Below are 21,580 nucleotides of genomic sequence, written 5' to 3' on the forward strand. Positions count from 1 at the left end.
CGCTGGGAAGCCGCCGGATACGTCCTCGCCCCCGGCAACACCCGCAAGCGCATCCGCGTCTACGGCACCACCCGCAAGGAAGCCCTCGCCAAACTCACCGAGAAGATCGCCACCAGCAACCGCGGCGTCCCCGCACCTTCCGCACAGGGCAGCCTGGCCGCGTACCTGACGTACTGGCTTCAGAACGTCGCCGTCCACCAGCTCCGCGAGAACACCCACACCCGCTACACCGCCTGCGTCAACCAGTACCTCGTCCCCGGCCTGGGCAAGAAGAAACTCGCCAAGCTCACCGCCAAGGACATCCGCACCTGGCTCAACCAGCTCCGCATCACGTGCCAGTGCTGCGCCCGCGGCCTCGACACGAGCCGGCCTGAGCCCCGATGCTGCGCCGTCGGCACGTGCTGCGCCAAGAGCCTCTCCCCGCTGACGCTGGCGTACATCCACTCAGTGCTCAAGTCCGCCCTGGAGCACGCCGTCCGCGAAGAGGAGATCCCCCGCAACGTCGCCCGCAACGTCCGCACCGGCACCCCCCGCTCCCGACGCTTCGAACCCCTCACCGCTGACGAAGCCCGCCAGCTCCTCACCGCCGCGAACGGTCACCGGCTGTGTGCGCTGTTCGACCTGGCTCTCCACACCGGCCTCCGCAAGGGCGAACTCCTCGGCCTCTGCTGGGAAGACCTCGACCTGACCGGCGGAACCGCCAGCATCCGACGCACCCTCCAGCGCACCAACTCCAGCGGCCTGACCGCTCTCCCGACCAAGACCAAGAGCTCAGAACGGCGCATAGCCCTGCCAACGTCGTGCCTGCGCTCCCTCGAACAGCACCGCAGCCGACAACTCCAGGAACGCGAGGCCGCAGGGACGGGCTGGAAGGACAGCGGCTACGTGTTCACCCGCCCCGACGGCGCACCGATCGAAGGGTCCACCCTCACCCGACACTTCAACACCCTGCTCCGCCAGGCCAGGCTCCGCCGCATCCGCTTCCACGACCTCCGCCATTCGACCGCCACCCTCCTCCTGGAACAGGGCGTCGAACTCGTCGTCATCAAGGAACTCCTCGGCCACGCCCACATCGGCGTCACCGCCACGGTGTACGCACACGTGCGACTCCGCCTACAGCGCGACGCCATCGACGCCCTCGGCACCGTCCTCGGTACCCTGGAGATCACCAAGGCGGTCGACAGCGACGGCGACGAACCGGCGCCCTGCCCCACCCTCATCCGCTGACGTTGCCGTCAACTACTGCCGTCACCCCACGCAGAAGCCCCGCCAGAACGCATCTGGCGGGGCTTCCTTTTCGCTAACGCTATGGGAATTCCTTGGATCGCAACAGCGCCCGAGGCTCCGACTACCCCAGCATTTGATCTTCGTCAAACCCGAGCTCGTCCTCGACCCCGAGTTCGACAGCCGCATGCCATCGGACAACGTCGGGCCACGGCTGGGGCGTCATCTGGCGAAGGCGTTGAAGGGCCTCCGGCGTGCCGATCTCCCCCAGAGAGGAGATGACCTTCTGGCACAGCCAGTACGCCGGAGCGTCCTCGTCCACCGAACCTTCCGCCACCCTGAACAGGCAGGTGACCGCGTCTGTTTCCCGGATCTCCCCGAGGATCTCCACGAGATCCTCTTTGTTGAACCCCGCGGCATTCGAATCAAGGATCTCCTGAAGAGCCCCGCCCAGGCCCGGCGCCCGCAAGGGGGCGGCCAGGTTGGCGAACTTGTCGACCCTTGTCCAGTTTCCCGCGTGAGCGGCTTCCCGGATCCAGGATGTGATGAGCTGAGTGACCTCGGGATGCCCGGCCGCGATGGACCTGGCATCCCGCCCCGTGCCGTCGGCGAGTGCTTCAACCAGATCAGCCTGAGATCTTTCTTTTCCGTGGAACGTCACCAGTCCTCCACTCTTCCGAATCCGACGATTCTCGAATTGAACACTCCGACCGATCCGGGTCTGAGGCCGTACGTGTCGAAGCCACGCTCCGACTTCAGGTGCACAGAATTTACATCCTGCCCGATTTCACCCGGACTTTTACCGGCCGCGATCAATGCGTCGCGGGTACCCGGGGACATCTCGAAGCGAACCAGAACTGTGTACTTATCGGCATTTCTGCCTCCCCTGCGGTGGGTCTGATGCCGCAGACCTTCGAGATACTCACGGTCCTGCGTAACGAAATTCTCGGTACCTCGGACGGTGATCCCGCCGTTGGTTCCCAGCTGGTTGAATTCTTTCTCGCTCATCGCCCGATGAAAGACTTCATTGCAGTTGTGAACGAGTACCGGCGTGGCCCCCGCCACCACATAGTACGTGTGCAGGTCGCTGACAGTGAGGTTGTGGACTGTCGCCTGCTGGGCCGTCCACCGCTCAACCGCCGTGATCTGGACGTACGTTCCGGCGCCGGCCTGGAGCCACTGGCCCGACTTCAGGTCCGTCGCATCAATCCAGTCGTCCAGTTCCGGTACCCAGATGGGGTGGCCGTCGGTCGCAGTCACCGAGTCGGTGGCGTCGCCCTGGTCGCCGTCGGTGTCGATGGTGACCTTGACGAGGTGTTTGACGCCCTCGCCGGTGATCTCGGCGGTGACCGTCTCCACAGTCGTCTCGCCGGTCTCCGGGTCGGTGGCGACGACCTTGTCGCCGTTGGTGACGTTCTCGATGGGTTTGGTGGTGCCGTCTGCCATCAGGACGAGCGTGCCGGGGACAAAGCTGTTGCTGGTCTTGCAGCCGCCGCCCAGCTTGGCCTTGGCCTTCTGGTAACCCGTTCTGACCGTCTCGCCGGCCTTGGCAACCGCCTTCTTCGCTTTCTGGACGGCGTTGCCAGTCTTCTTCGCCGCCGCCTTCTCGGCTCTGGTCTTGGCCTGCTGCGCCTTCTTCTTCAACTGAGCGGCACGCTCGGCCGCCTTGCGCTTGGCCTCCTTGGCCTTGCGGGCGAGTTCGCGGGCCTTCTCCGCCGCCGCGAGCAGCTTGCGGGCCCGTTCCTTGGCCTTCTGCCACGTCTGGTATGCACCGATGACCTTGTCGATGGCCCGGTATATCGCCCGCGCCTTGCCGAGCACGCCGAGACCGACGCCCACGGCGGCACGGGCACACGCCCACGCGTCACCGCGGGTGACACAGGAGATCGCGTCCCCTAGCCCCAGCAGCTCGATGATCCAGGCACCGGCATTGGCCCGGACGAAGTCGCCGATGGACATGCCCAACTGACCGCTGGCCCAAGCCAGTTCGGACGCCGACGGCCCCCCGTACGCAGTCAGGTTTTCGCTGCTGCCGCCGCCCCCGCCCCCGTCGGCCACCGACATCAGCCCCGACGGATCCGCGTACGTCACCGGGTTGTTCTCGCAGTACACGTACCCGTTCATCTGCACCGGGTCCGCCAGGTCCAGCACCGGGTCCGCCGACAGGAACCGGCCCGTCGACGGGTCGTACTCCCGCGCCCCCAGGTGGACGAGCCCGCTCGCCGCATCGTCGCCGCCGCCGATGTAACCCTGGTGCGAACGCCACCCGTTGGACTCCGCACCCCGCTGCACCCCGAACGGGTCCGTCCGCGAGAAGACCACCGCATTGCCCTCGGCCAACGCGACATCCGCGTACGCCGTACCGTTCTGGTCAGTTATCTGCGCATGCAGCGTCGACGTCGTGCTACTGCCCTTCGCATGCCGCATCACCGTCGGAGCACCCGGCTGGGCGTAGTACCGCTCCGTGTACGAGGCCGTCCCGGAAGCCGTCCGCGCCACCGTCGTGTCGCCCAGATGCAGCACCGTCTCCGCAGCGCTCAGCGCCAGCAGCCGCTCACCCCCGGGGCCGTAGACGTACGTCGTCTCGTTGGCCGGTGCCCAGGTCTGGGACTCGCCGCTCGTGTCGCAGGTGTACAGCTGGAGGTTGGTGCCCGAAGCCGAGTTGGAGGACGGGATGTCCAGGCACCTGTCGGACGAGACGTGCTTGAGCTTGTGGCCCGCCGCGATCGTCTTCCACTGCTGGCCGATACCGCCGTCACAGTCCGCCAGCACCAGCGCCGTACCGTTCGCCGCACCCCCGCCGGACGGCACCACACACTTGCCCAGCACCTTCAACGCACCCGTCGACGCGTCCGACGACCCCGCCGCCGCGTCGATGCGGAACTTCTGCGCCTTCGTGCCGTTGCAGTCGTACAACTGGACCGGCGTGCCCGCCGCCGTCGCGCCCGACTGCACGTCCAGGCACTTGCCCGCCAGCCCCACCCACGCCCCGGAGCCGTTCTCGCCGAAGCCGGTGACCTTCTCGACCTGGCCGTCCCACGTCCAGGACAGGGCCTGTTCGTCGCCTCCGTACGTACGGGTCTCCGTGTTGCCCGTCGCGTCGTACGTCAGCGTCGCCGCCTCGGTGACCTGCGCGCCCGCGTCCGTCGTGGACGTGTGCGACATGCCGGTCAGGGTGTGCGGCTGGGTACCGTCCGCCTTGCCGTACGTGTACGTCGTCGTCTCGTCCAGCGCCGCGTTCCCGGCCGGGTCGTACTCCACCAGCTTCTCGCGGTTACCGGCCTCGTCGTACTCGTACTTCTTGTGGTAGCCGTCGCCCCGCGCACCCGCCGTCACCGCGGCCGGCGTGCCGTCGGTCGCCGTCGCGCAGGCCGCGTCGCTCGCCGTCCACGCCCGCTTGAGTTGGCCGATCACGTCGTACGTGTAGCACTGGCGGTCCGTCACCGAGTCGACCGTGTCCTCGATCCTGGTGACGTTGCCCGCGTTGTCGTACGCGTACGTGCGGTTGTTGACCCGGTGACCGGCCACCCCCGTCGTGTCCGTGATCGACTCGCGGTCCACGATCGAGCGGGTGAGTTCGCCCGTGCTCTCGTCGTAGAGGTTCGTGGTCCACACCCTGGTCGGCATCTCGCCGCTGACCGTGCGCAGGACCTCGCCGTACGGGCTGTAGTCGGTCTCCGCCGTGTACCAGTCCAGGCCGGACGTGGAGACCGGCAGGCCGTCCGCGTTGTAGCGGGTGACGACCTTCTCCGCCTCCAGCGTGCCCGCCTTCGGCAGGGTCACCGAGGTGAGCTGGCCCAGGCGTGAGTATTCGTACGCGTACGTGTACAGCTCGGCCAGGCCGTGCTGCTGCGCCACCAGCGGCGGCAGCGAGAGCTGGGTGCCCTTGGGCTGGTAGCCGTCGGTGTAGCCCATCACCTTCGTGGTGTAGGGCAGGTTGTCCGTGTAGCGCGTCGACGTCGAGGGCAGGCCTGCCGCGCCGATCAGCTCGTCGTAGGTGGTCTCGGTCAGCTTCTCGCCCGTGGAGGAGTCCCGGCGCTGCTCGGTCGGGCGCGACAGTTCGTCGTAGCCCGTCCACACCTTCACACCGAGCTGGTTGGTCGTCGTCACCGGGCGGTCGAGGACGTCGTACGTCGTGGTCGTCGTGCCGGTGTCCGGGTCCGTCGCCGTGAGTTGGCGGCCCCGGGCGTCGTACGTCCACGACCAGGTGTTGCCCTGGCTGTCGGTCGCGCCGACCTGGTCGCCGCGCGCGTCGAACTCGTAGCTCGTGGCGCGGTAGGCCGAGCGCAGCGCGTCGGTGAAGGTGTCCACACGGACCGTGCGGCCGAGGGCGTCGCTGTAACTGCGCTGCGCTGCCGCGCCGGTCGGTTCGATGACCGTGGAGTAGTCGTAGCCGTACTCGTAGCGCGTGGACTTCTCGGGCCTGGTGGTGCCCGCCTCGTACGGGGTCTCGGACAGGGTCCGGCCCAGGCCGTCGTACGCGTACAGCGTGGCGTTGGGGATGCGGAAGTCGGAGTCGACCTCGAACATCACCGTCTTCGGGTCGTCCGGCGCGTAGTAGGCGTTGTCGGTGCGCTCGATCGTGCCGTTCGCGCTGTAGTGGGTGTCGGTGATCAGGCGGCCCTTGCCGACCGCCGGCTCCTGCCGCTGCCGCTCGCGGCCCAGGCCGTCGTAGAGGACCACCGAATCCTCGTACACGCCACGGTCGTTGAGCGCGGAGGTCACCACGGACACCGGTTCGCCGGGCGAGGTGTGGTACGCGAACTTCACCACGGGCTCGGTGGACGTCGTCTGTGTGGCGTCGCTCCAGCCGGCCGTCGTGCGACCCAGCGCGTCGTAGGCGAACGCGCTGAAGTGGCCGTTGGCGTCGGTCTCCTTCAGGGAGGTGCCACGGGCCGGGTCGAGGTCCGTCGTCTCCTCGTGACCGAGCTCGTTGGCCGTGGTGACCGAGTACACCTGGCCCGTCGCGGGCGTGTAGGCGGTCGTGTCGGTGTTGCCCAGGGCGTCGGTGGTGGACCTGACGCGGCCGAAGCCGTCGTAGGTCAGCGTGCCACGCACGCTCCAGGCGCCGCTCCCGCCGATGTCCCAGGTCGTGGTCGCCAGGCCGCCGGTCGGGGTGTCGCCGTAGGCGCCGCCGTCGTAGGCAACGCGTGAGCCGGCGATCAGATCGGCGTCGGTCGCCGTGTCGGCGTCGGCGCAGGTGCCCGCGGTGGTCAGCGACTGCCGGGGCAGGCCGATCAGCCACTTGCCCGTGTTGTGGACGTACGACGAGACAGTGCACGACTCGTCGCCCGTCTCCCCGGTGTCACCCAGCGACTCGACCTGCACGGGCAGGCCGTAGGTGCCGTCGTACGTCGAGGAGGTCCTGACGGTCCGCCACTCGCGGGTGTCGTCGCCGGTCTTGGAAGACCGGGTCACCGACGTGCCGTGGTCGTCCAGGACCCGGTACGCCTTCAGCGCCGGGATGCCGCCGTCGCGGGTGCGCGTGGCCAGCACCGTGTTCGTCGGGTAGTCGACGGAGCGCGTCAGCAGGGCGCCGCCGTACTTCGTGTACGTCATCGTCTCCGCGACGCGGCCCGCGTAGGGCAGCTTGTCGGCGGCGATCGTCGCACCGGCGTAGTCGGTGACGGTGACCGAACGGGTGGTGCCGTCGGGCAGCGGGTCGCCGTCCATGCCGCGGAAGTAGCGGGTCTCGGTCATCGAGCGTTCGGTGCCGACGTACTGCTCGGTGTTGTCCGCGCCGCCGGTAGTGCGGACGACGGAGAAGCCGCGCCACTGGTCGTAGGTGCGGGTCTTCTTCTTGGAGAACTCCGCCTGGTTCAGGGCCCAGGCACCGCCGCCCACGTAGTCGTAGGAGGTCGTCATCGTCGGGACGCCCGTCATGGCGGGCAGTTCCTGGACGTTGGCGACGACGTACTTGTTGAACCAGTCGATGTTCTCGTCGGCCTTGTCCGGGTCCGGATGCCAGTACGCCGGGAAGCACAGCCCGGTGTTCTCCTCGGGCTTGGGGAAACCGCTGCCGGAGGCGCAGGAGCCGGTGGGCTCCTTGTAGTCGACGAGGGTCTCGCCGCCGTACTCGCTCACGATCCGTTCGATGCGCAGCCGGTCGAAGGTCGGGGCCGGGTCGTCCGCGCCCTCCTTGACCCGGTTGGGCATGGGCTCGGTGTTGGCGACGAACGTCACCGGGCGCAGCGCGAGTCCCGCACCGTCGGCGCCGAAACCCGTGCGGGTGACGGACTCCAGCCACAGGGCGGTGCCCTCGTCGGTGCGCTCGGCGGGCAACGACTGCTGCAGGGTCCAGGAGTCGACCTTCGACAGGGCGGTGGAGCCCTGGGTGCGCTGGGTGTACGTGGCGACCTGCGCCAGGCGCTTGCGCGACCAGAACGTCGGCACCGGAACGAAGCACTCCTTACCGCTCGCTCCCGAGCAGTACAGGTCGGCCGGCGTGTCGTACCAGATGTGAGTCTTCGCCCAGTCGCCGGAGGTGAAGTTGGCGTCGGTGCAGGCGATGCCGTCCTCGACGAAGCAGCGCTCGTCGACCGTGAAGGTGACGCGGGCGATCGGCTCGGCGGAGAACAGGGTGTCGGAGCGCTGGCCGTAGTCGATGCGGGTGAGGTGAGCGTCGCGGTCGTACTTGACCGGCGCTTTGAACTTCAGGTTCTTGGCGTAGTAGTTGGTGTCCTTGTCCCACCACAGGGTCATGGCGTTGCCCTGGGGGTCCACGACGTAGTCGAGGTTCCAGCGCCAGGCCTGGGCGCAGAAGGAGTCGGCGAACGCCGTGGCGTGGCAGGGCTCGCCGGACTGGTTGCCTGCCACCGGCACCGTCAGCACCGAGTCGGTGACCTCGGTCGCGGTGGACGTCAGCTTGTGCTTGCCGAAGTAGTACTGGGTGCCGTCGCGGGTGGTGACCTTCCAGTACTCGCCGTCCGCGTCGCCGTTGCCGAGAGACGTGTCCTTGAGCAGTTCGACGCGCGAGCCGTCGCCGTTGGCGGTGACCCAGTCGTCGGTGGTGTCGTCCTTGACCAGCTCGGTGGTGGTGCCGCCGAGGGTGAGAGTGGCGTTGTCGGAGCCCCAGCACAGGTCGCCGGTCTTGCGGTTGGCGTTGTTGGCACCGTCCCCGCGGTCGTCGCGGCAGGCGCGGTAGGTACGGGTGACCGAGCCGGGGTTGTACTCCCAGCCGTCGCCGATCCAGGAGGCCTGGTTGTTCGTGGCGGACGTACGGCCGTCGACGACCTGCGAGCCGTAGCCGAAGACGATGCTGGGCGAGGGGCCGTTGGGGACGGTCGGGGCCTGGAGGCCGTACGTGTAGCTGAAGGAGCCCGAGCTGCTGCCGGCCGCCCAGGAACCGGCGCTGACCAGCGGTGTCGCGGAGAAGTCGCCCTTGGCGCCGCTGCCGGAGGAGGTGGCGGCGAACACGGAGGCGTCGGACTCCGCGGCGGCGGTGCGCACCCCGGTGCCGGTCCCGGTCTCCCGGTACACGCCGTCGGTGATCACGCCCTGGTCGGTGGCAACGGCCGTCTCGGCTGTGCTGGCGGCCGTCGCATCGGTGAGTTCGGCGACGTCGATGACGGCCTCGACGCGCCGGACGCCGTCCAGGACGCCATCGCCGGTGACGTCCGTGGTCGTGGGTTCGATGACGTTCCGGGTGTCGACCTCGGTCGGCTCGGAGCAGCCCTCGGTGTCCGGGGTGGTCAGGAAGCAGGCCGGGAACTTCACGAACTGCAGGCGGTCCGCCCAGTCGGCGCCGTACAGCTCGGCGAACTCGGTGTAGTCCAGGGCGACGACCGCGTCACCGGTGGCGGTGTCGGGCGGGTCCACCTGGAAGACGAGGCCGTTGATGTCCCGGTCGCCCAGGGTGGTGTCGTCGACGAGGGTGGCCTCCCAGGCGCCCTCCAGTGCCTCTGCCTCGGTTGCGGTGGCCGTGTCGGGGGCGCCGACCTCGATGGGCAGGGTGCCGACGGGGACGGTCTCGCCGGCGGTCAGGCCGGACACCGTCTCGGTGGCGGTGGCGGCGGCCGGTTCGGCGGTCTTGGTCGGTTCGTACTCCACCTCGGGCTGGGTGTCGCCGGTGGTCATGTCGGCGAGGGAGCCGCCGTTCTCGCCGTCCGCCTCATCGGCGACGGGCAGGTCGACCAGATCGACGCCGTTGCGGTCCTCACCGGGCGGCGGCACGGCATAGGCGGAGCCGCTCAGCGTGCCGACCGTCAGGGCCACGAGCAGCGCGAGGATCACGCCGATCCGGGTTCTCAGGCGTCTGCGCCGCTCGGCGCGCGTACGCGGCAGACAACCCCGGCCGCTCCACGAAAGCGATCCCCACACGACGGCCGCGGCCCCCCAGCTTGATCCGGTCCAGACGCCGGATCTTCCGCCACGAATTCACATTCCGTCAATCACCTTTCAGGGGAGGTGATTTACCTCACGCATACTTCTGCTTCAACTCGACTAAACCCGTAAACTGAACCTGAAGGGCCATTCGGTGAGGATAGTTTCACAAACCATGATCATGCGGTTGCGAGAACTTGATCCATATCAAACCACCCTGCCCATTTGGGCGAACAAGGATGGTTCATGATGGTTCGTCACGCCAATCCCGTCCGGTCCCGTCCGCGCACTGCCGGAGCCTTCCGCAGTTCCGGTAGGCCGCCGAGCCGAAGCCGCAGCTCCCATTCCTCATCACAGGGCGAACACACCTATGGATGACCGGGCCTTGATCCGGCATGCTGCTCGCACACTCCGATCCACTGTCCGCGATCCGCCGTGCCGAATTCATTGGCGATTCACAGATTCATCGGGATTGGATACGGCTGCGAGGAGCGGGGTGTTCAACAGCGCCCGCGCGCTGCCATTACGGGGAGGGGAATTCAGTACCGTGGACCGTCGTCGTCTCGCAGGGGTGGCAGCCCTGGCCGCCGCCGCCCTGGGCGTCACCCTCCTCACCGCCCCGGAATGGGGCGAGCCGGACAGCGCCGGAAACAGGGAACGCCCGAAAGCGGCGAGCGCCCCCCTGACCGAGGACGCTGCCCAGGCGCAGGCCAGGAACGCCGGCAAGCGCGTCGAGGTCACCGCCCTGCGCGACGCCACCTCCACCACGTACGCACTGCCCGACGGCAGCTTCGAACTGACGGCGCACGGCGCCCCCGTACGGGCCAACGTCGACGGCGCATGGCAGCCCGTCGACACCGTTCTCTCCCGTACCGAGGAGGGCTGGGCTCCCAAGGCCACGAACTCGCCGGTGGTCTTCTCGGCGGGCAGCGACCGTTCGAGCGCCGCGCGCCCGGCTGCGTACACCGTCTCCCGGGCCTCGCGCACGAGCCGCACCGCCGTCACAACCGCTGCCGACGCAACGGCCGACGACACCACCACGTACACCGACCTGGTCACCTTCACCAGCGGCACGCACGAGATCACCATGGGCTGGCCCGGCACCCTGCCCGCCCCCGTCATCGACGGTGCGAGCGCCCTCTACCAGGGCGTGTTCGACGGCGTCGACCTGATGCTCACCGCCCGCGACAGCGGCTTCAGCCATCTTCTGGTCGTGCACAGCGCCGAGGCCGCCGCCGATCCCGCGCTCGCCTCGCTCTCCTACCGTCTGACCTCGCCGGATCTCACCTTCCACCTCGACCCGGTGACCGACGTCGTGACCGCCCGGGACACCGAGGGCCAGGAGATCGCCGTCTCCCCGACCCCGTACCTGTGGGACTCGGCAGGCACCCCCGCCGTCACCGAGGGGGACGATCCCGAGCCCGCCGAGCCCACCGACGAGCCGTCCCCTTCCTACTCCGAGGAGCCGGGCGAGGCCCCGTCCGACAACCCCACGGGCGCCGACACCGAGGACACCGCCGCACCGGACCCCGAGGACGACCCCACCACCCCGACGCCGTCACCGTCCGAGTCCCCGGCCGCCGCCCCCAGCCCGAGCGACAGCGACGCCGACAGCACCGGAACCAGCACCACCCAGCAGTCGGCGTACCGCACGGACGGCGCCACCGCCGCGATCAGCCCCGCCCACGTCACCGAAGCCTCGGCCGCCTCCCCCACCCCCGCCGAGGTGTTCGCCCTGCCCGGCCTCACCGGCCCGCACCCCGGAACCCACCGGGCGGTCGGCACCTCCGCCCTCGACAGCCCCGGAACCACGTCCGCCACGCTGACCGTCGCCCCCGCCTCCTCCCTGCTGACCGGCGAGGACACCGTCTACCCCGTCTTCGTCGATCCGTCGATCACCGGCAAGACCACCAACTGGACCACGGTCTACAAGAAGCACCCCACCTCCAGCTTCTACGACGGCGCCAACTACAACACCGGCACCACCGAGGGCCGCGTCGGATACGAGTCGACCACCGGCGGCCTGTCCCGCACCTTCTTCCGCCTCGGCTGGAAGACCAGCTTCAAGGGCGCCACCGTCAGCACCGCCACCATCCGGCTGCAGCAGACCTACGCGTGGTCCTGCACCGCCCGCGAGATGCAACTGTGGCGCACCGGTGGCATCTCCTCCGCCACCACCTGGAACAACCAGCCGAGCTGGGCGACCAAGATCGGCGCCAAGTCCTTCGCCCACGGCTGGAGTTCCTCCTGCCCGGACGCGTACGTCACCTACGACGCCAAGTCCGTCGCCCAGGACGCCGCCGACGCCGGCTGGGTCAGCATGTTCATCGGGCTGAGAGCCACCGACGAGTCCTCCTCCTACTCCTGGAAGAAGTTCAAGGCCGAGGGTGAAGCCGCCCCCAAACTCGTCGTGACGTACACCCGCAAGCCGGCCGAGCCCACGAAGCTCCATATGACCCCCGGCCCCGACTGCGACACCACCGCCCCGTACGCCTCCGTCGGCGCCGCAGACCTGACCTTCGACGCCACCGGCACCGACCCCGACGGCGACCTCAGGTACCTGGACTTCGAGGTCTGGCAGTCCGGCAGCACCACCAAGATCTACGACGGCAACGTCACCGTCACCTCCACCGGCAAGGCGAGCGTGACCCTCGACGGCATCGACGGTTCCAGCAGCAAGTTCGCCAACGGCAAGACGTATCACTGGCGCGTACGCGGCATCGACGCCACCGGGGCCGCCTCCTCGTACGCCCCGCCGGGCGACGGCAACTGCGGCTTCGTCTACGACGCGTCCCGCCCCAACTCCCCCGGCGTGACCTCGACCGCCTTCCCCGAGGACGACGGCACGGGCGCCGTCTGGAGCAGCGCCCCGTTCGGCACCGGCGGCGCGGCGACCTTCGACGCCCAGGGCAGCAAGGACACCGTGAAGTACGAGTTCTCGTACAACAACAGCACCTTCAACCACAGCGCGACCCCGTCCACGGCGGGCGGCACCGCCACGGCCACGCTCACCCCTCCGGTCGCCGGCCCCAATGTGCTGTACGTCCGGGCCGTGGACGCCGCCTCCAACGTGTCCGAGGCGTTCAAATACGTGTTCTACGTGAAGCCCCGCGACACCGCCGACGCGCCCGGTGACGTCACCGGCGACGCCAAGCCCGACCTGTTCGTCATCGACCAGTTCAACGACCTGCGCCTCTACCCGGCCCCCAGCAACGGCGACATCCACGCCTCCCTGCCCGCCGCGCACGACGAGGGCGCCGTTCTCGCCAAGGACGACGCCTACGACACCTACTGGACCGGCGCGCTCATCACCCACAACGGCGACTTCCTGCCCGGCGACGGCATCCAGGACCTCGTCGCCCGCATGCCCGACGGGAAGCTCTACGTCTACCCGGGCGACGGCTACGGCAGCGTCGACATCACCAGGCGGACGGAGATCGTGCTCCCCTCCGGCGCGCCCGACCCGGCCGACCTCGACCAGGTCCTCGCCGTCGGCGACATCGACAACGACAACAGGCCCGACCTGTTCGCCCTCGCCGGCACCCAGTACTGGGCCTTCCTCGGCTACACGGGCGGTACGTTCTCCCGCGCCGTCCTCCAGAACGACGGCAGCGCCTGGCTCGACCGCGACCTGGTCTCGGTCGGCGACCACAACGCGGACGGCGAGGTCGACCTCGTCTACCGCATCCTGTCCTCCGGCCGACTGTGGCTCCGCTTCGGCAAGTCCGACGGCGACGGCGGCACGACGCTCGACTCGCTCTCCATCGCCGGCAGCTCACTGAACGGCACGGACACCGCGTACGCGTCCTCGGGCTGGACCACCGGAACGGTACGCCTGCTCATGGGCGGTCCGGACGTCAACCTGGACGGCATCCCGGACATGTGGGCGGTCATGAACGACGACGTGGGCACGGTCCGCTTCTACCGTGGCGGCGCGAGCACGGTCGGCGCGTACACCACCGTGGTGAGCAGCGGATGGAACGAGAAGAAGTCCGTCGGCTGACCAGCCGGGGTGGGGTGCGTGACGTACCCCACCCACCGCCCCGCCCCCGCCCCGTCCACACTCCCGTAACAATGGACCGTGATCTCTCCGATCTCCTCGATGCCCCGGAGCGCCCACCGGCAACGGCCGGAGGCGACTCCCTACGTCGACCTCACCCGTGCCGAGTGGAGCGCGCTGCGCGACAAGACGCCGCTCCCCCTCACCGCCGAGGAGGTCGAGAAGCTGCGCGGTCTGGGCGATGTCATCGACCTCGACGAGGTGCGGGACATCTACCTACCGCTCTCCCGCCTCCTCAATCTCTACGTGGGCGCCACGCACGGGCTCAGAGGCGCCCTGAACACCTTCCTGGGCGAACAGGGCGCCCAGACCGGCACCCCCTTCGTCATAGGAGTCGCGGGCTCGGTGGCGGTGGGCAAATCCACCGTCGCCCGTCTCCTCCAGGCGCTGCTCTCCCGCTGGCCCGAACACCCGCGCGTGGAACTGGTGACCACGGACGGCTTCCTCCTCCCCACCGAGGAGTTGACCGCCCGCGGTCTGATGTCGCGGAAAGGTTTCCCCGAGTCGTACGACCGCCGGGCCCTCACCCGTTTCGTGGCGGACATCAAGGCAGGGAAGGACGAGGTCACGGCCCCGGTCTACTCCCACCTCATCTACGACATCGTGCCCGGCGAGAAGCTCACGGTCCGCCGCCCCGACATCCTGATCGTCGAGGGCCTGAACGTCCTCCAGCCGGCCCTCCCCGGCAGCGACGGCCGCACCCGCCTCGGCCTCGCCGACTACTTCGACTTCAGCGTGTACGTCGACGCCCGCCCGGAGGACATCGAGCGCTGGTACCTCCACCGCTTCCGACGGCTGCGCGAGACGGCGTTCCAGAACCCGTCGTCGTACTTCCGCAAGTACACGCAGGTGTCGGAGGAGGAGGCCCTCGACTACGCCCGCACCACCTGGCGCACCATCAACAAGGTGAACCTCCTGGAGAACGTGGCCCCCACCCGCGGCCGCGCCAACCTGATCATCCGCAAGGGCCCGGACCACAAGGTGCAGCGCCTCAGCCTGCGCAAGCTGTAGCCACAGAGCCATAGCCCTCGCCGCACAACCGCCCGGTTACCCTGCCTCCACGCTCCACTCAAGAGGCGCAGGCACAGCCCCCCCCTGAAGGGGCGCGGGGCTCCGACATCTGCGGCTCCGCCGCGTGGGCGCGACCAGCCACAACGGGCCGGCAGCCCACAGCGAGACAGAACCCCCGACCCGAACCCGGCGGCGCCAACTACCCCAGCGCGGACTTCACCACATCCGCCAACCGCCCGGCCACAGACCGAGCCTGATCGATATCCGCGGCCTCGACCATCACACGAACCAACGGCTCGGTCCCGGAAGGCCGCAACAACACCCGTCCCGTAGCCCCGAGTTCACGCTCGGCGTCAGCAACCGCAGACGCCAGCTCAGCCGAAGACCCCACCCGCGTCCGGTCGACGTCCGGCACATTCACCAGCACCTGCGGCAACCGCTCCATCACCGCCGCGAGATCCTTCAGCGTACGACCGGTCTGCGCGACCCGAGCCGCCAGCAGCAGCCCGGTCAGCGTCCCGTCACCCGTGGTGGCGTGATCCGCGATGATGACGTGCCCGGACTGCTCACCGCCGAGCGCGTACCCGTGCTCTTTCATCTCCTCCAGCACATACCGGTCCCCGACCGCCGTCTGGATGATCGAAAGCCCCTCCCGCTCCATCGCCAGCTTGAAGCCCAGGTTGGACATCACCGTCGCGACGACGGTGTCCGCGCGCAGTGCGGACCGCTCCCGCATCGCCAGCGCGAGTACGGCCATGATCTGGTCGCCGTCCACCTCCTCACCGGTGTGGTCGACGGCGAGGCAGCGGTCCGCGTCGCCGTCGTGGGCGATGCCGAGGTCGGCGCCGTGTTCGAGGACGGCGGCCTGGAGCTTGCCGAGGTGGGTGGAGCCACAGCCGTCGTTGATGTTGAGGCCGTCCGGCTCCGCGCCGATGGTGACGATCTCGGCACCGACCCGGGTGAAGACCTCGGGCGAGACCCGGCTGGCCGCGCCGTGCGCCTCGTCGAGGACGACCTTCAGACCGTCCAGGCGGTTCGGGACAGCGCTTACGAGATGGGCGGCGTACTTCTCGAAGCCCTCGTCGTACGTCCGCACGCGGCCGACGCCCGAGCCCGTCGGGCGCTCCCAGGGAGCGCCGGTGCGGTGCTCCGCGTAGACGGCCTCGATCCGCTCCTCCAGCTCGTCGTCGAGTTTGTGGCCGCCGCGGGCCAGGAACTTGACGCCGTTGTCCGGCATGGCGTTGTGGCTGGCCGAGAGCATCACGCCGAGGTCGGCGCCCAGTTCGGCGGTGAGGAACGCCACCGCGGGGGTGGGCAGCACGCCGACCAGCAGGACGTCGACGCCCGCGCTGGCGAGGCCCGCGACCACGGCGGCCTCCAGGAACTCCCCGGACGCGCGCGGGTCCCGTCCGACCACGGCGACCGGCCGGTGGCCCTCGAACGTACCCGCCTCGGCGAGCACGTGGGCCGCCGCCACGGACAGGCCGAGAGCCATCTCGGCCGTCAGGTCCGCGTTGGCGACACCGCGCACGCCGTCCGTGCCGAAGAGTTCTCCCACTGGTGTCCTCCGAAGATGCTGGAAATGTGCGGCTCATGCACTGTACGTACGGCTCGTGCACTGCGGGGCCGTGTCGTGTGCGGCTCCTGCCGAGTGTCCACGCCGGACCTGGCTACGTATATCCCCTGTGCCTGTTTCCAGGTCTCGGAGAGCGTTCGACAAACCTGCGGGGTGAGCCTGTGACAGGCAACGTCCCCGGGCAAACGAACCGCCCCGACGGCACGGAAAGTGCCGCCGGGGCGATGCGTACGAGACGTCCGAGACGTCCGAGAACAGCGAGGCGATTAACGCTTGCTGTACTGCGGGGCCTTGCGGGCCTTCTTGAGACCGGCCTTCTTGCGCTCGACCGCACGGTCGTCGCGGCGGAGGAAGCCCGCCTTCTTGAGGGCGCCGCGGTTGTTGTCCGCGTCGGCCTCGTTCAGCGCGCGGGCCACGCCGAGGCGCAGGGCGCCGGCCTGACCGGAGACGCCGCCACCCGTGATGCGGGCGACAACGTCGTAGCGGCCTTCGAGCTCGAGCACCTTGAAGGGCTCGTTGACTTCCTGCTGGTGCACCTTGTTGGGGAAGTACTCCTCAAGGGTGCGACCGTTGATCTTCCACTTGCCGGTGCCCGGGACGATCCGGACGCGGGCGATGGCTTCCTTGCGACGGCCCAGGCCGGCGGCCGGCTGCGGGTCGCCGAAGCGGCCGTCAAGGGCCTCCGAGGTGTACTCGCCCTCGACTACGGGCGCCTCGGACTCGGTGGTGTAGCTCTCGACGTCGGCGTTCTCGAACTCGACATCGGCAGTCTCGTCGAGCGGCTGCTCGACAGTGGTCTCGGCCACGATTCTCCTCAGAATTCTCTACGTCTTAGGGGGTGGCCGGAACTACTGCGCGACCTGGGTGATCTCGAACGGCACCGGCTGCTGGGCAGCGTGGGGGTGCTGGTCGCCCGAGTAGACCTTCAGCTTCGAGAGGCACTGACGACCCAGGGTGTTCTTGGGGATCATGCCCTTGATGGCCTTCTCGACGGCCTTCTCGGGGTTCTTTGCCAGAAGCTCGTCGTAACGGACGGAGCGCAGACCACCCGGGTAACCGGAGTGGCGGTACGCCATCTTCTGGGTCTTCTTGTTGCCGGAGAGGTGCACCTTGTCGGCGTTGATGATGATGACGAAGTCACCAGCATCGACGTGGGGTGCATAGATCGGCTTGTGCTTGCCCCGCAGAATGTTCGCGGCAGTGGTCGCCAGACGACCCAGGACGACATCCTGGGCGTCGATGACGTACCACTGGCGAGTGATGTCGCCGGGCTTGGGGCTGAACGTACGCACGGTCGTAGCCTTCGCTTCTTCAGTGAGTGGGTCCTGACATGGCCACCACGGACGATGTACGACAGCCCTGGCGGACCTCGGTGACGCAACCGAGTCCTGCCGCTGGTCATCGGCCCGGTGGACCGGTGTAAGGGCCCCTCACGTGAGAATGAGCAAGCCAATACACATAACGAACGACCAGGTTACCCGTGCTGGCCCGGACGGGTCAAAACGAGCTCGGTGGATACGGGTCGACAGCCGCGCGTAGACCCGTACAACGGCACCTCAACGGACAGTACGGGCGGGTGCGTGAGAAACCCGCCTGAACCCCGACCGCGTTGCCCCCGTGGCCTCTGAGACTGGTCCGAGACGCATCGGCACACGGGTTGCACGGCGTCTAAGATGCGCCCATGAGCTTTGGGCAGGGGGGACCTCAGTGGGATCCCTGGAAACCGAATACCCCGCAACAACCGTGGGACGACCAGAGCGGCCGGGCCCCGCAGCAGCCGTGGGGTGGGCAGATCAGCGGCCAGGCCCCCGACTGGGCGGCGCTCGCCGAGGCGTCCGAGACCCGTAACAGGCGCCGCAGACTTCTGCTGATCGTCGGGGCCGCGGTGGCCACGATCGGCGTGGGCACAGCTGTCGCCATGGCCGTGGTCAACGCGGACGGCAACAGCCAGGCCTCCAACAGTCCGACCTCCGGCCTGCCCGCCACCGCGGACATCCCCAGCGACACCGCCTCGACGGTGCCGTCGTTCGCGCCGACGAGCGCGCCGCCGCCGCTGGATCCGAAGGACTTCATATCCAGTGTGAAGAAGGACACGGCGCCCCTGGCCCCGGACGTCCTCTTCCCCGGTACGCAGCTGACGATGGGCGAGCGTCTCTACAAGAAGGGCCCTACCGCGGACACGACGAACTGCGCGTCGGCCGCGAAGAACACGCTCCCGAAGATCCTCACGGACAACAGGTGCACGCGCTTCCTTCGCGTCACGTACAGCAGGGACGGCGTCGCGGTGACGGTCGGAGTGGCCGTCTTCGACACCGAGGCCCAGGCCACGAAGGTCAAGACCACGGCGGACAAGAAGAGCATCGTCGAGTCCCTGTCCGGCGGCGGTGTGCCGACCTTCTGCCGCTCGGCGATCTGCCGCTCGACGACGAACTCCTACGGCCGCTACGCCTACTTCACGATCGCCGGTTTCACCAACGGCAAGGACGTCACGACGAAGAGCACGGCGGTCTTCACCACGGGCGACGACCTGGGCGAGTTCGCGTTCCGCCAGATCAGGCGCCGCGGCGAGGCGCAGGCTTCGGCGGCCAGTCAGTAGTACGCCCCGGGAGCGCCCCATCCCCTCGATGGCCGACGATCAGTGTCGTCGGCCATCGGCCGTTGGCGGTTGATCACTCTCGCGCGGGACGCCTGCCTTCGTGCCGAAGGAGACCGGACGCCAGAGCGCGCCCGACGTAGCCGGCCACGTCCGCACGGCCAAGTCGACCACCCACACCCACCTGACCGCCGCGCAGACCTGGCGCGCCCGCGCGACCACCACCACCTACGACGCCTACGGCACCTCCGCAGACCGCGTCACCGCCAGGACGGCCTCTCTCCCCCCGGTAGGGCCACCGGCCGAAGCCCTGACCACTGCACGGCCGTGGTCGACCCGACCGCACGGGTGTCCACGGGGGGCTCGACGATCGTCCCGTACGCGGTCGTCTGCGCCCACGCGCTCGTCGGCCGCCCGGTCATCGGCGGGAACGTCGCGGTGGACGAGGCCGCCCAGATCCACGAGTCCTCATGGACCACGACTCCTCGACCGGCAGCGAATCGATACCGGGCGAGGCCGTGATGGGCTCCCACACCCAGGTCGGCGCCCAGCACGAGCTGCCGGCCCAGCTGCGGCTGTCGTGCGGCGTCCGCATCCCCGCCCAGGGTGTACGCGTCGGCGGGACGGCTGTCGCCTGCCCGACGCTCCCCCGAGTCTCCGGCCTACCCGGACACGGCCACCGCCCGGCGACGGTCGCGGGCTCACGGCCGCCGGCCTCCCCCGTCAGTGCACCTCGCCGCGCACCCGCCGAGCCTGAAGCTGCCGCTCCGCCAGGAGCTCGTCCGCCGGATAGGCGACCTCCTCCAGCGTCAGCCCGTACGGCCGTACGACATGTACGGCACTGTCACGCACCCGCGCGTCCAGCACCCGCCGCGGCCACTCCACCCCCCGGTGCCCGTCGCCCACGAACAGCAGCGCGCCCACCATGGACCGCACCTGGTTGTGGCAGAAGGCGTCGGCGCGGACCTCGATCTCGACGATGCCGTCCAGCCGCCGGCGCACCCCGAAGTCGAGGATCTCGCGGATCGTCGACGCACCCTCGCGTTTCTTCGCGTAGGCGGCGAAGTCGTGTTCACCGACAAGGGACTTGGCGGCGGCGTCCATCGCGAGGACGTCCAACTCCCAGTCGTGCCAGAGCACATGGTTGCGCAGCAGTGGATCCACACCGCCGGGCCGGTCGCCGACCCGATAGACGTAACGCCGCCACAGGGCGGCGAACCGCGCGTTGAACCCGGGCGGCGCCTCGGCGACACGCCAAACCCGCACGTCCTTGTCCAACCGCCCGGCAAGCCGCTTGAGCAGCTTCTCCTGATGCTCGCCCCACAACTCCGCCGGCAGATCGACATGGGCGACCTGCCCACGCGCATGCACCCCGGCATCGGTACGCCCGGCCACGGTCAGCTCGTACGTGGTGTCCCGGGACCGGGTCACGGTCCGCAGGGCGTCCTCGATCTCCCCCTGTACGGTCCTGCGTCCGCCGGCCTGCTTGGCCCACCCGGAGAACGCGGTGCCGTCGTAGGAAAGGTCCAGCCGCACCCGTACGAACCCGGGCTCTACTTCATCACTCACAGGGAGATCCTCTCAGCGCGGGTACCGGCCACGGAACGCGAAAGCGGGCCCGCCCGAAGGCGGACCCGCTCAGACGCGAACCGGAGCTCAGGCGTCCTTGGACTCCTCGGCGGCCTTGTCGGCCGGCTTGGCGTCCTCGACGACCTCGTCGGCAGCCTCGGTCTCAACCGGGGCGTCCTTCTGGAGGGAGTCTTCCTTGACGGCTCGCTTGGTCGCCGCCTCGGCCTCACCGGTGGCCTGCTGGGCCACGGTCAGGGCCTCCACCAGCTCGATGACGGCCATGGGCGCGTTGTCGCCACGGCGGTTACCGATCTTGGTGATACGGGTGTAACCACCCGGGCGGTTCTCGTAGCGCGGGCCGATCTCGGTGAAGAGCGTGTGGACGATGCTCTTGTCCGAGATGACCTGGAGCACCTGACGGCGGTTGTGAAGGTCGCCCTTCTTGCCCTTGGTGATCAGACGCTCGGCGTACGGACGCAGCCGTCGCGCCTTCGCCTCGGTGGTCGTGATGCGGCCGTGCTCGAAGAGCGACTTCGCGAGGTTCGCGAGAAGCAGCTTCTCGTGCGCGGCACTGCCGCCCAGACGGGCACCCTTGGCGGGCTTCGGCATGGCGTTTCTCCTAAGTGTCTGCCCCGGCCGTATCAGGTACCGAAGTCAGTATCCGAGCGGGCGGATGCCCGTCGAAGATCCGGCAGCGGTCCCGAAGGGTCGCTCCCGGAAGGGGCGCGGGGAACTGTGCGACAAGCCACAGCGCACCCGCACCCAAACCCAGAGGGTAGCCCGAGCTCTCAGTACTGCTCGGTCTCGACGAACCCGGCGTCCACGTCGTCGTCGGCGCCGAAGGCGTCGGCGGCGGCGGTCGGGTCGAACCCGGGAGGCGAGTCCTTGAGCGCGAGACCCATGCCGGCGAGCTTGGCCTTGACCTCGTCGATGGACTTCGCGCCGAAGTTGCGGATGTCGAGCAGATCCGCCTCGGAACGAGCCACGAGCTCACCCACGGAGTGGATGCCCTCGCGCTTCAGGCAGTTGTACGAACGGACGGTGAGCTCGAGCTCCTCGATCGGCAGCGCGAGATCAGCGGCGAGGGCGGCGTCCGTCGGGGACGGGCCCATGTCGATGCCCTCGGCGTCGATGTTGAGCTCACGGGCAAGCCCGAACAGCTCGACGAGCGTCTTGCCGGCCGACGCCATGGCGTCACGCGGACGCATGGCCTGCTTGGTCTCGA

13 protein-coding genes are annotated in these 21,580 nt (G+C 68.9%); 5 read left to right on the forward strand and 8 right to left on the reverse strand.

Features of this window, described 5'->3' with window-relative positions:
• The coding region (locus RB628_RS33680; protein WP_318324423.1) for a site-specific integrase at window positions 1–1,227 on the forward strand (1,227 nt) is incomplete at its 5' end.
• A gap of 121 nt (window positions 1,228–1,348) precedes the next feature.
• Here the strand turns inward: RB628_RS33680 and RB628_RS33685 are convergent.
• Together RB628_RS33685 and RB628_RS33690 are read right to left on the reverse strand one after the other, a co-directional pair.
• Window positions 1,349–1,885, reverse strand: a complete 537-nt coding sequence (locus tag RB628_RS33685) for a HEAT repeat domain-containing protein (protein ID WP_318324424.1) — start codon at window positions 1,883–1,885, stop codon at window positions 1,349–1,351.
• On the reverse strand, window positions 1,882–9,456 hold the full coding sequence (locus RB628_RS33690; RefSeq protein ID WP_318324425.1) for a ricin-type beta-trefoil lectin domain protein: 7,575 nt from the start codon (window positions 9,454–9,456) through the stop codon (window positions 1,882–1,884). The genes RB628_RS33685 and RB628_RS33690 overlap by 4 nt, the downstream gene beginning before the upstream one ends.
• A 637-nt stretch (window positions 9,457–10,093) precedes the next feature.
• Here RB628_RS33690 and RB628_RS33695 point away from each other — a divergent pair.
• Both RB628_RS33695 and coaA read left to right on the forward strand, forming a co-directional pair.
• On the forward strand, window positions 10,094–13,549 hold the full coding sequence (locus RB628_RS33695) for a hypothetical protein (protein WP_318324426.1): 3,456 nt from the start codon (window positions 10,094–10,096) through the stop codon (window positions 13,547–13,549).
• A 99-nt stretch (window positions 13,550–13,648) separates the two neighbouring features.
• A complete protein-coding gene (gene coaA, locus RB628_RS33700) occupies window positions 13,649–14,617 on the forward strand; it encodes a type I pantothenate kinase (RefSeq protein WP_412180767.1) in 969 nt (322 codons plus the stop codon).
• A 199-nt stretch (window positions 14,618–14,816) separates the two neighbouring features.
• Here coaA and glmM read toward each other — a convergent pair whose 3' ends face one another.
• From glmM to rplM, 3 genes are all read right to left on the reverse strand, one after another.
• Window positions 14,817–16,175 (reverse strand): phosphoglucosamine mutase, encoded by a 1,359-nt coding sequence (gene glmM, locus RB628_RS33705; protein ID WP_318324428.1) that lies wholly within the window; start codon window positions 16,173–16,175, stop codon window positions 14,817–14,819.
• 284 nt (window positions 16,176–16,459) lie between these two features.
• Window positions 16,460–16,999, reverse strand: a complete 540-nt coding sequence (rpsI, locus tag RB628_RS33710; RefSeq protein WP_318324429.1) for a 30S ribosomal protein S9 — start codon at window positions 16,997–16,999, stop codon at window positions 16,460–16,462.
• A gap of 42 nt (window positions 17,000–17,041) precedes the next feature.
• Window positions 17,042–17,485, reverse strand: coding sequence for a 50S ribosomal protein L13 (rplM, locus tag RB628_RS33715; RefSeq protein ID WP_006376008.1), 444 nt, complete (start codon window positions 17,483–17,485; stop codon window positions 17,042–17,044).
• Between the two features lie 389 nt (window positions 17,486–17,874).
• On the opposite strand from rplM, the gene RB628_RS33720 reads away from it, so the two are divergent.
• Together RB628_RS33720 and RB628_RS33725 are read left to right on the forward strand one after the other, a co-directional pair.
• Entirely contained in the window at window positions 17,875–18,789 is a 915-nt protein-coding gene (locus RB628_RS33720; RefSeq protein ID WP_318324430.1) for a hypothetical protein, read from the forward strand.
• A gap of 324 nt (window positions 18,790–19,113) precedes the next feature.
• Complete coding sequence (locus RB628_RS33725; protein WP_318324431.1) at window positions 19,114–19,308, forward strand: hypothetical protein; 195 nt, start codon at window positions 19,114–19,116, stop codon at window positions 19,306–19,308.
• A gap of 201 nt (window positions 19,309–19,509) precedes the next feature.
• Here the strand turns inward: RB628_RS33725 and truA are convergent, their stop codons facing one another.
• From truA to RB628_RS33740, 3 genes are all read right to left on the reverse strand, one after another.
• Window positions 19,510–20,355 carry a tRNA pseudouridine(38-40) synthase TruA gene (truA, locus tag RB628_RS33730; RefSeq protein WP_318324432.1) on the reverse strand — a complete coding sequence of 282 codons (846 nt, stop codon included), beginning with the start codon at window positions 20,353–20,355 and terminating at the stop codon, window positions 19,510–19,512.
• Window positions 20,356–20,442: 87 nt separating this feature from the next.
• A complete protein-coding gene (gene rplQ, locus RB628_RS33735; RefSeq protein WP_318324433.1) occupies window positions 20,443–20,964 on the reverse strand; it encodes a 50S ribosomal protein L17 in 522 nt (173 codons plus the stop codon).
• A gap of 179 nt (window positions 20,965–21,143) precedes the next feature.
• Window positions 21,144–21,580 (reverse strand): DNA-directed RNA polymerase subunit alpha C-terminal domain-containing protein (locus tag RB628_RS33740; protein ID WP_318324434.1); only part of this gene is annotated, 437 nt, incomplete at its 5' end.

Origin of the sequence: Streptomyces sp. ADMS, from assembly GCF_033441795.1 — a bacterium.
Taxonomy (GTDB): domain Bacteria; phylum Actinomycetota; class Actinomycetes; order Streptomycetales; family Streptomycetaceae; genus Streptomyces.

Coding starts and splice junctions, on each gene's coding strand:
- coaA (WP_412180767.1), top strand. CDS start 13,649: ATGCCCCGGAGCGCCCACCGGCAACGGCCGGAGGCGACTCCCTACGTC.
- RB628_RS33720 (WP_318324430.1), top strand. CDS start 17,875: ATGAGCTTTGGGCAGGGGGGACCTCAGTGGGATCCCTGGAAACCGAAT.
- rplQ (WP_318324433.1), bottom strand. CDS start 20,964: ATGCCGAAGCCCGCCAAGGGTGCCCGTCTGGGCGGCAGTGCCGCGCAC.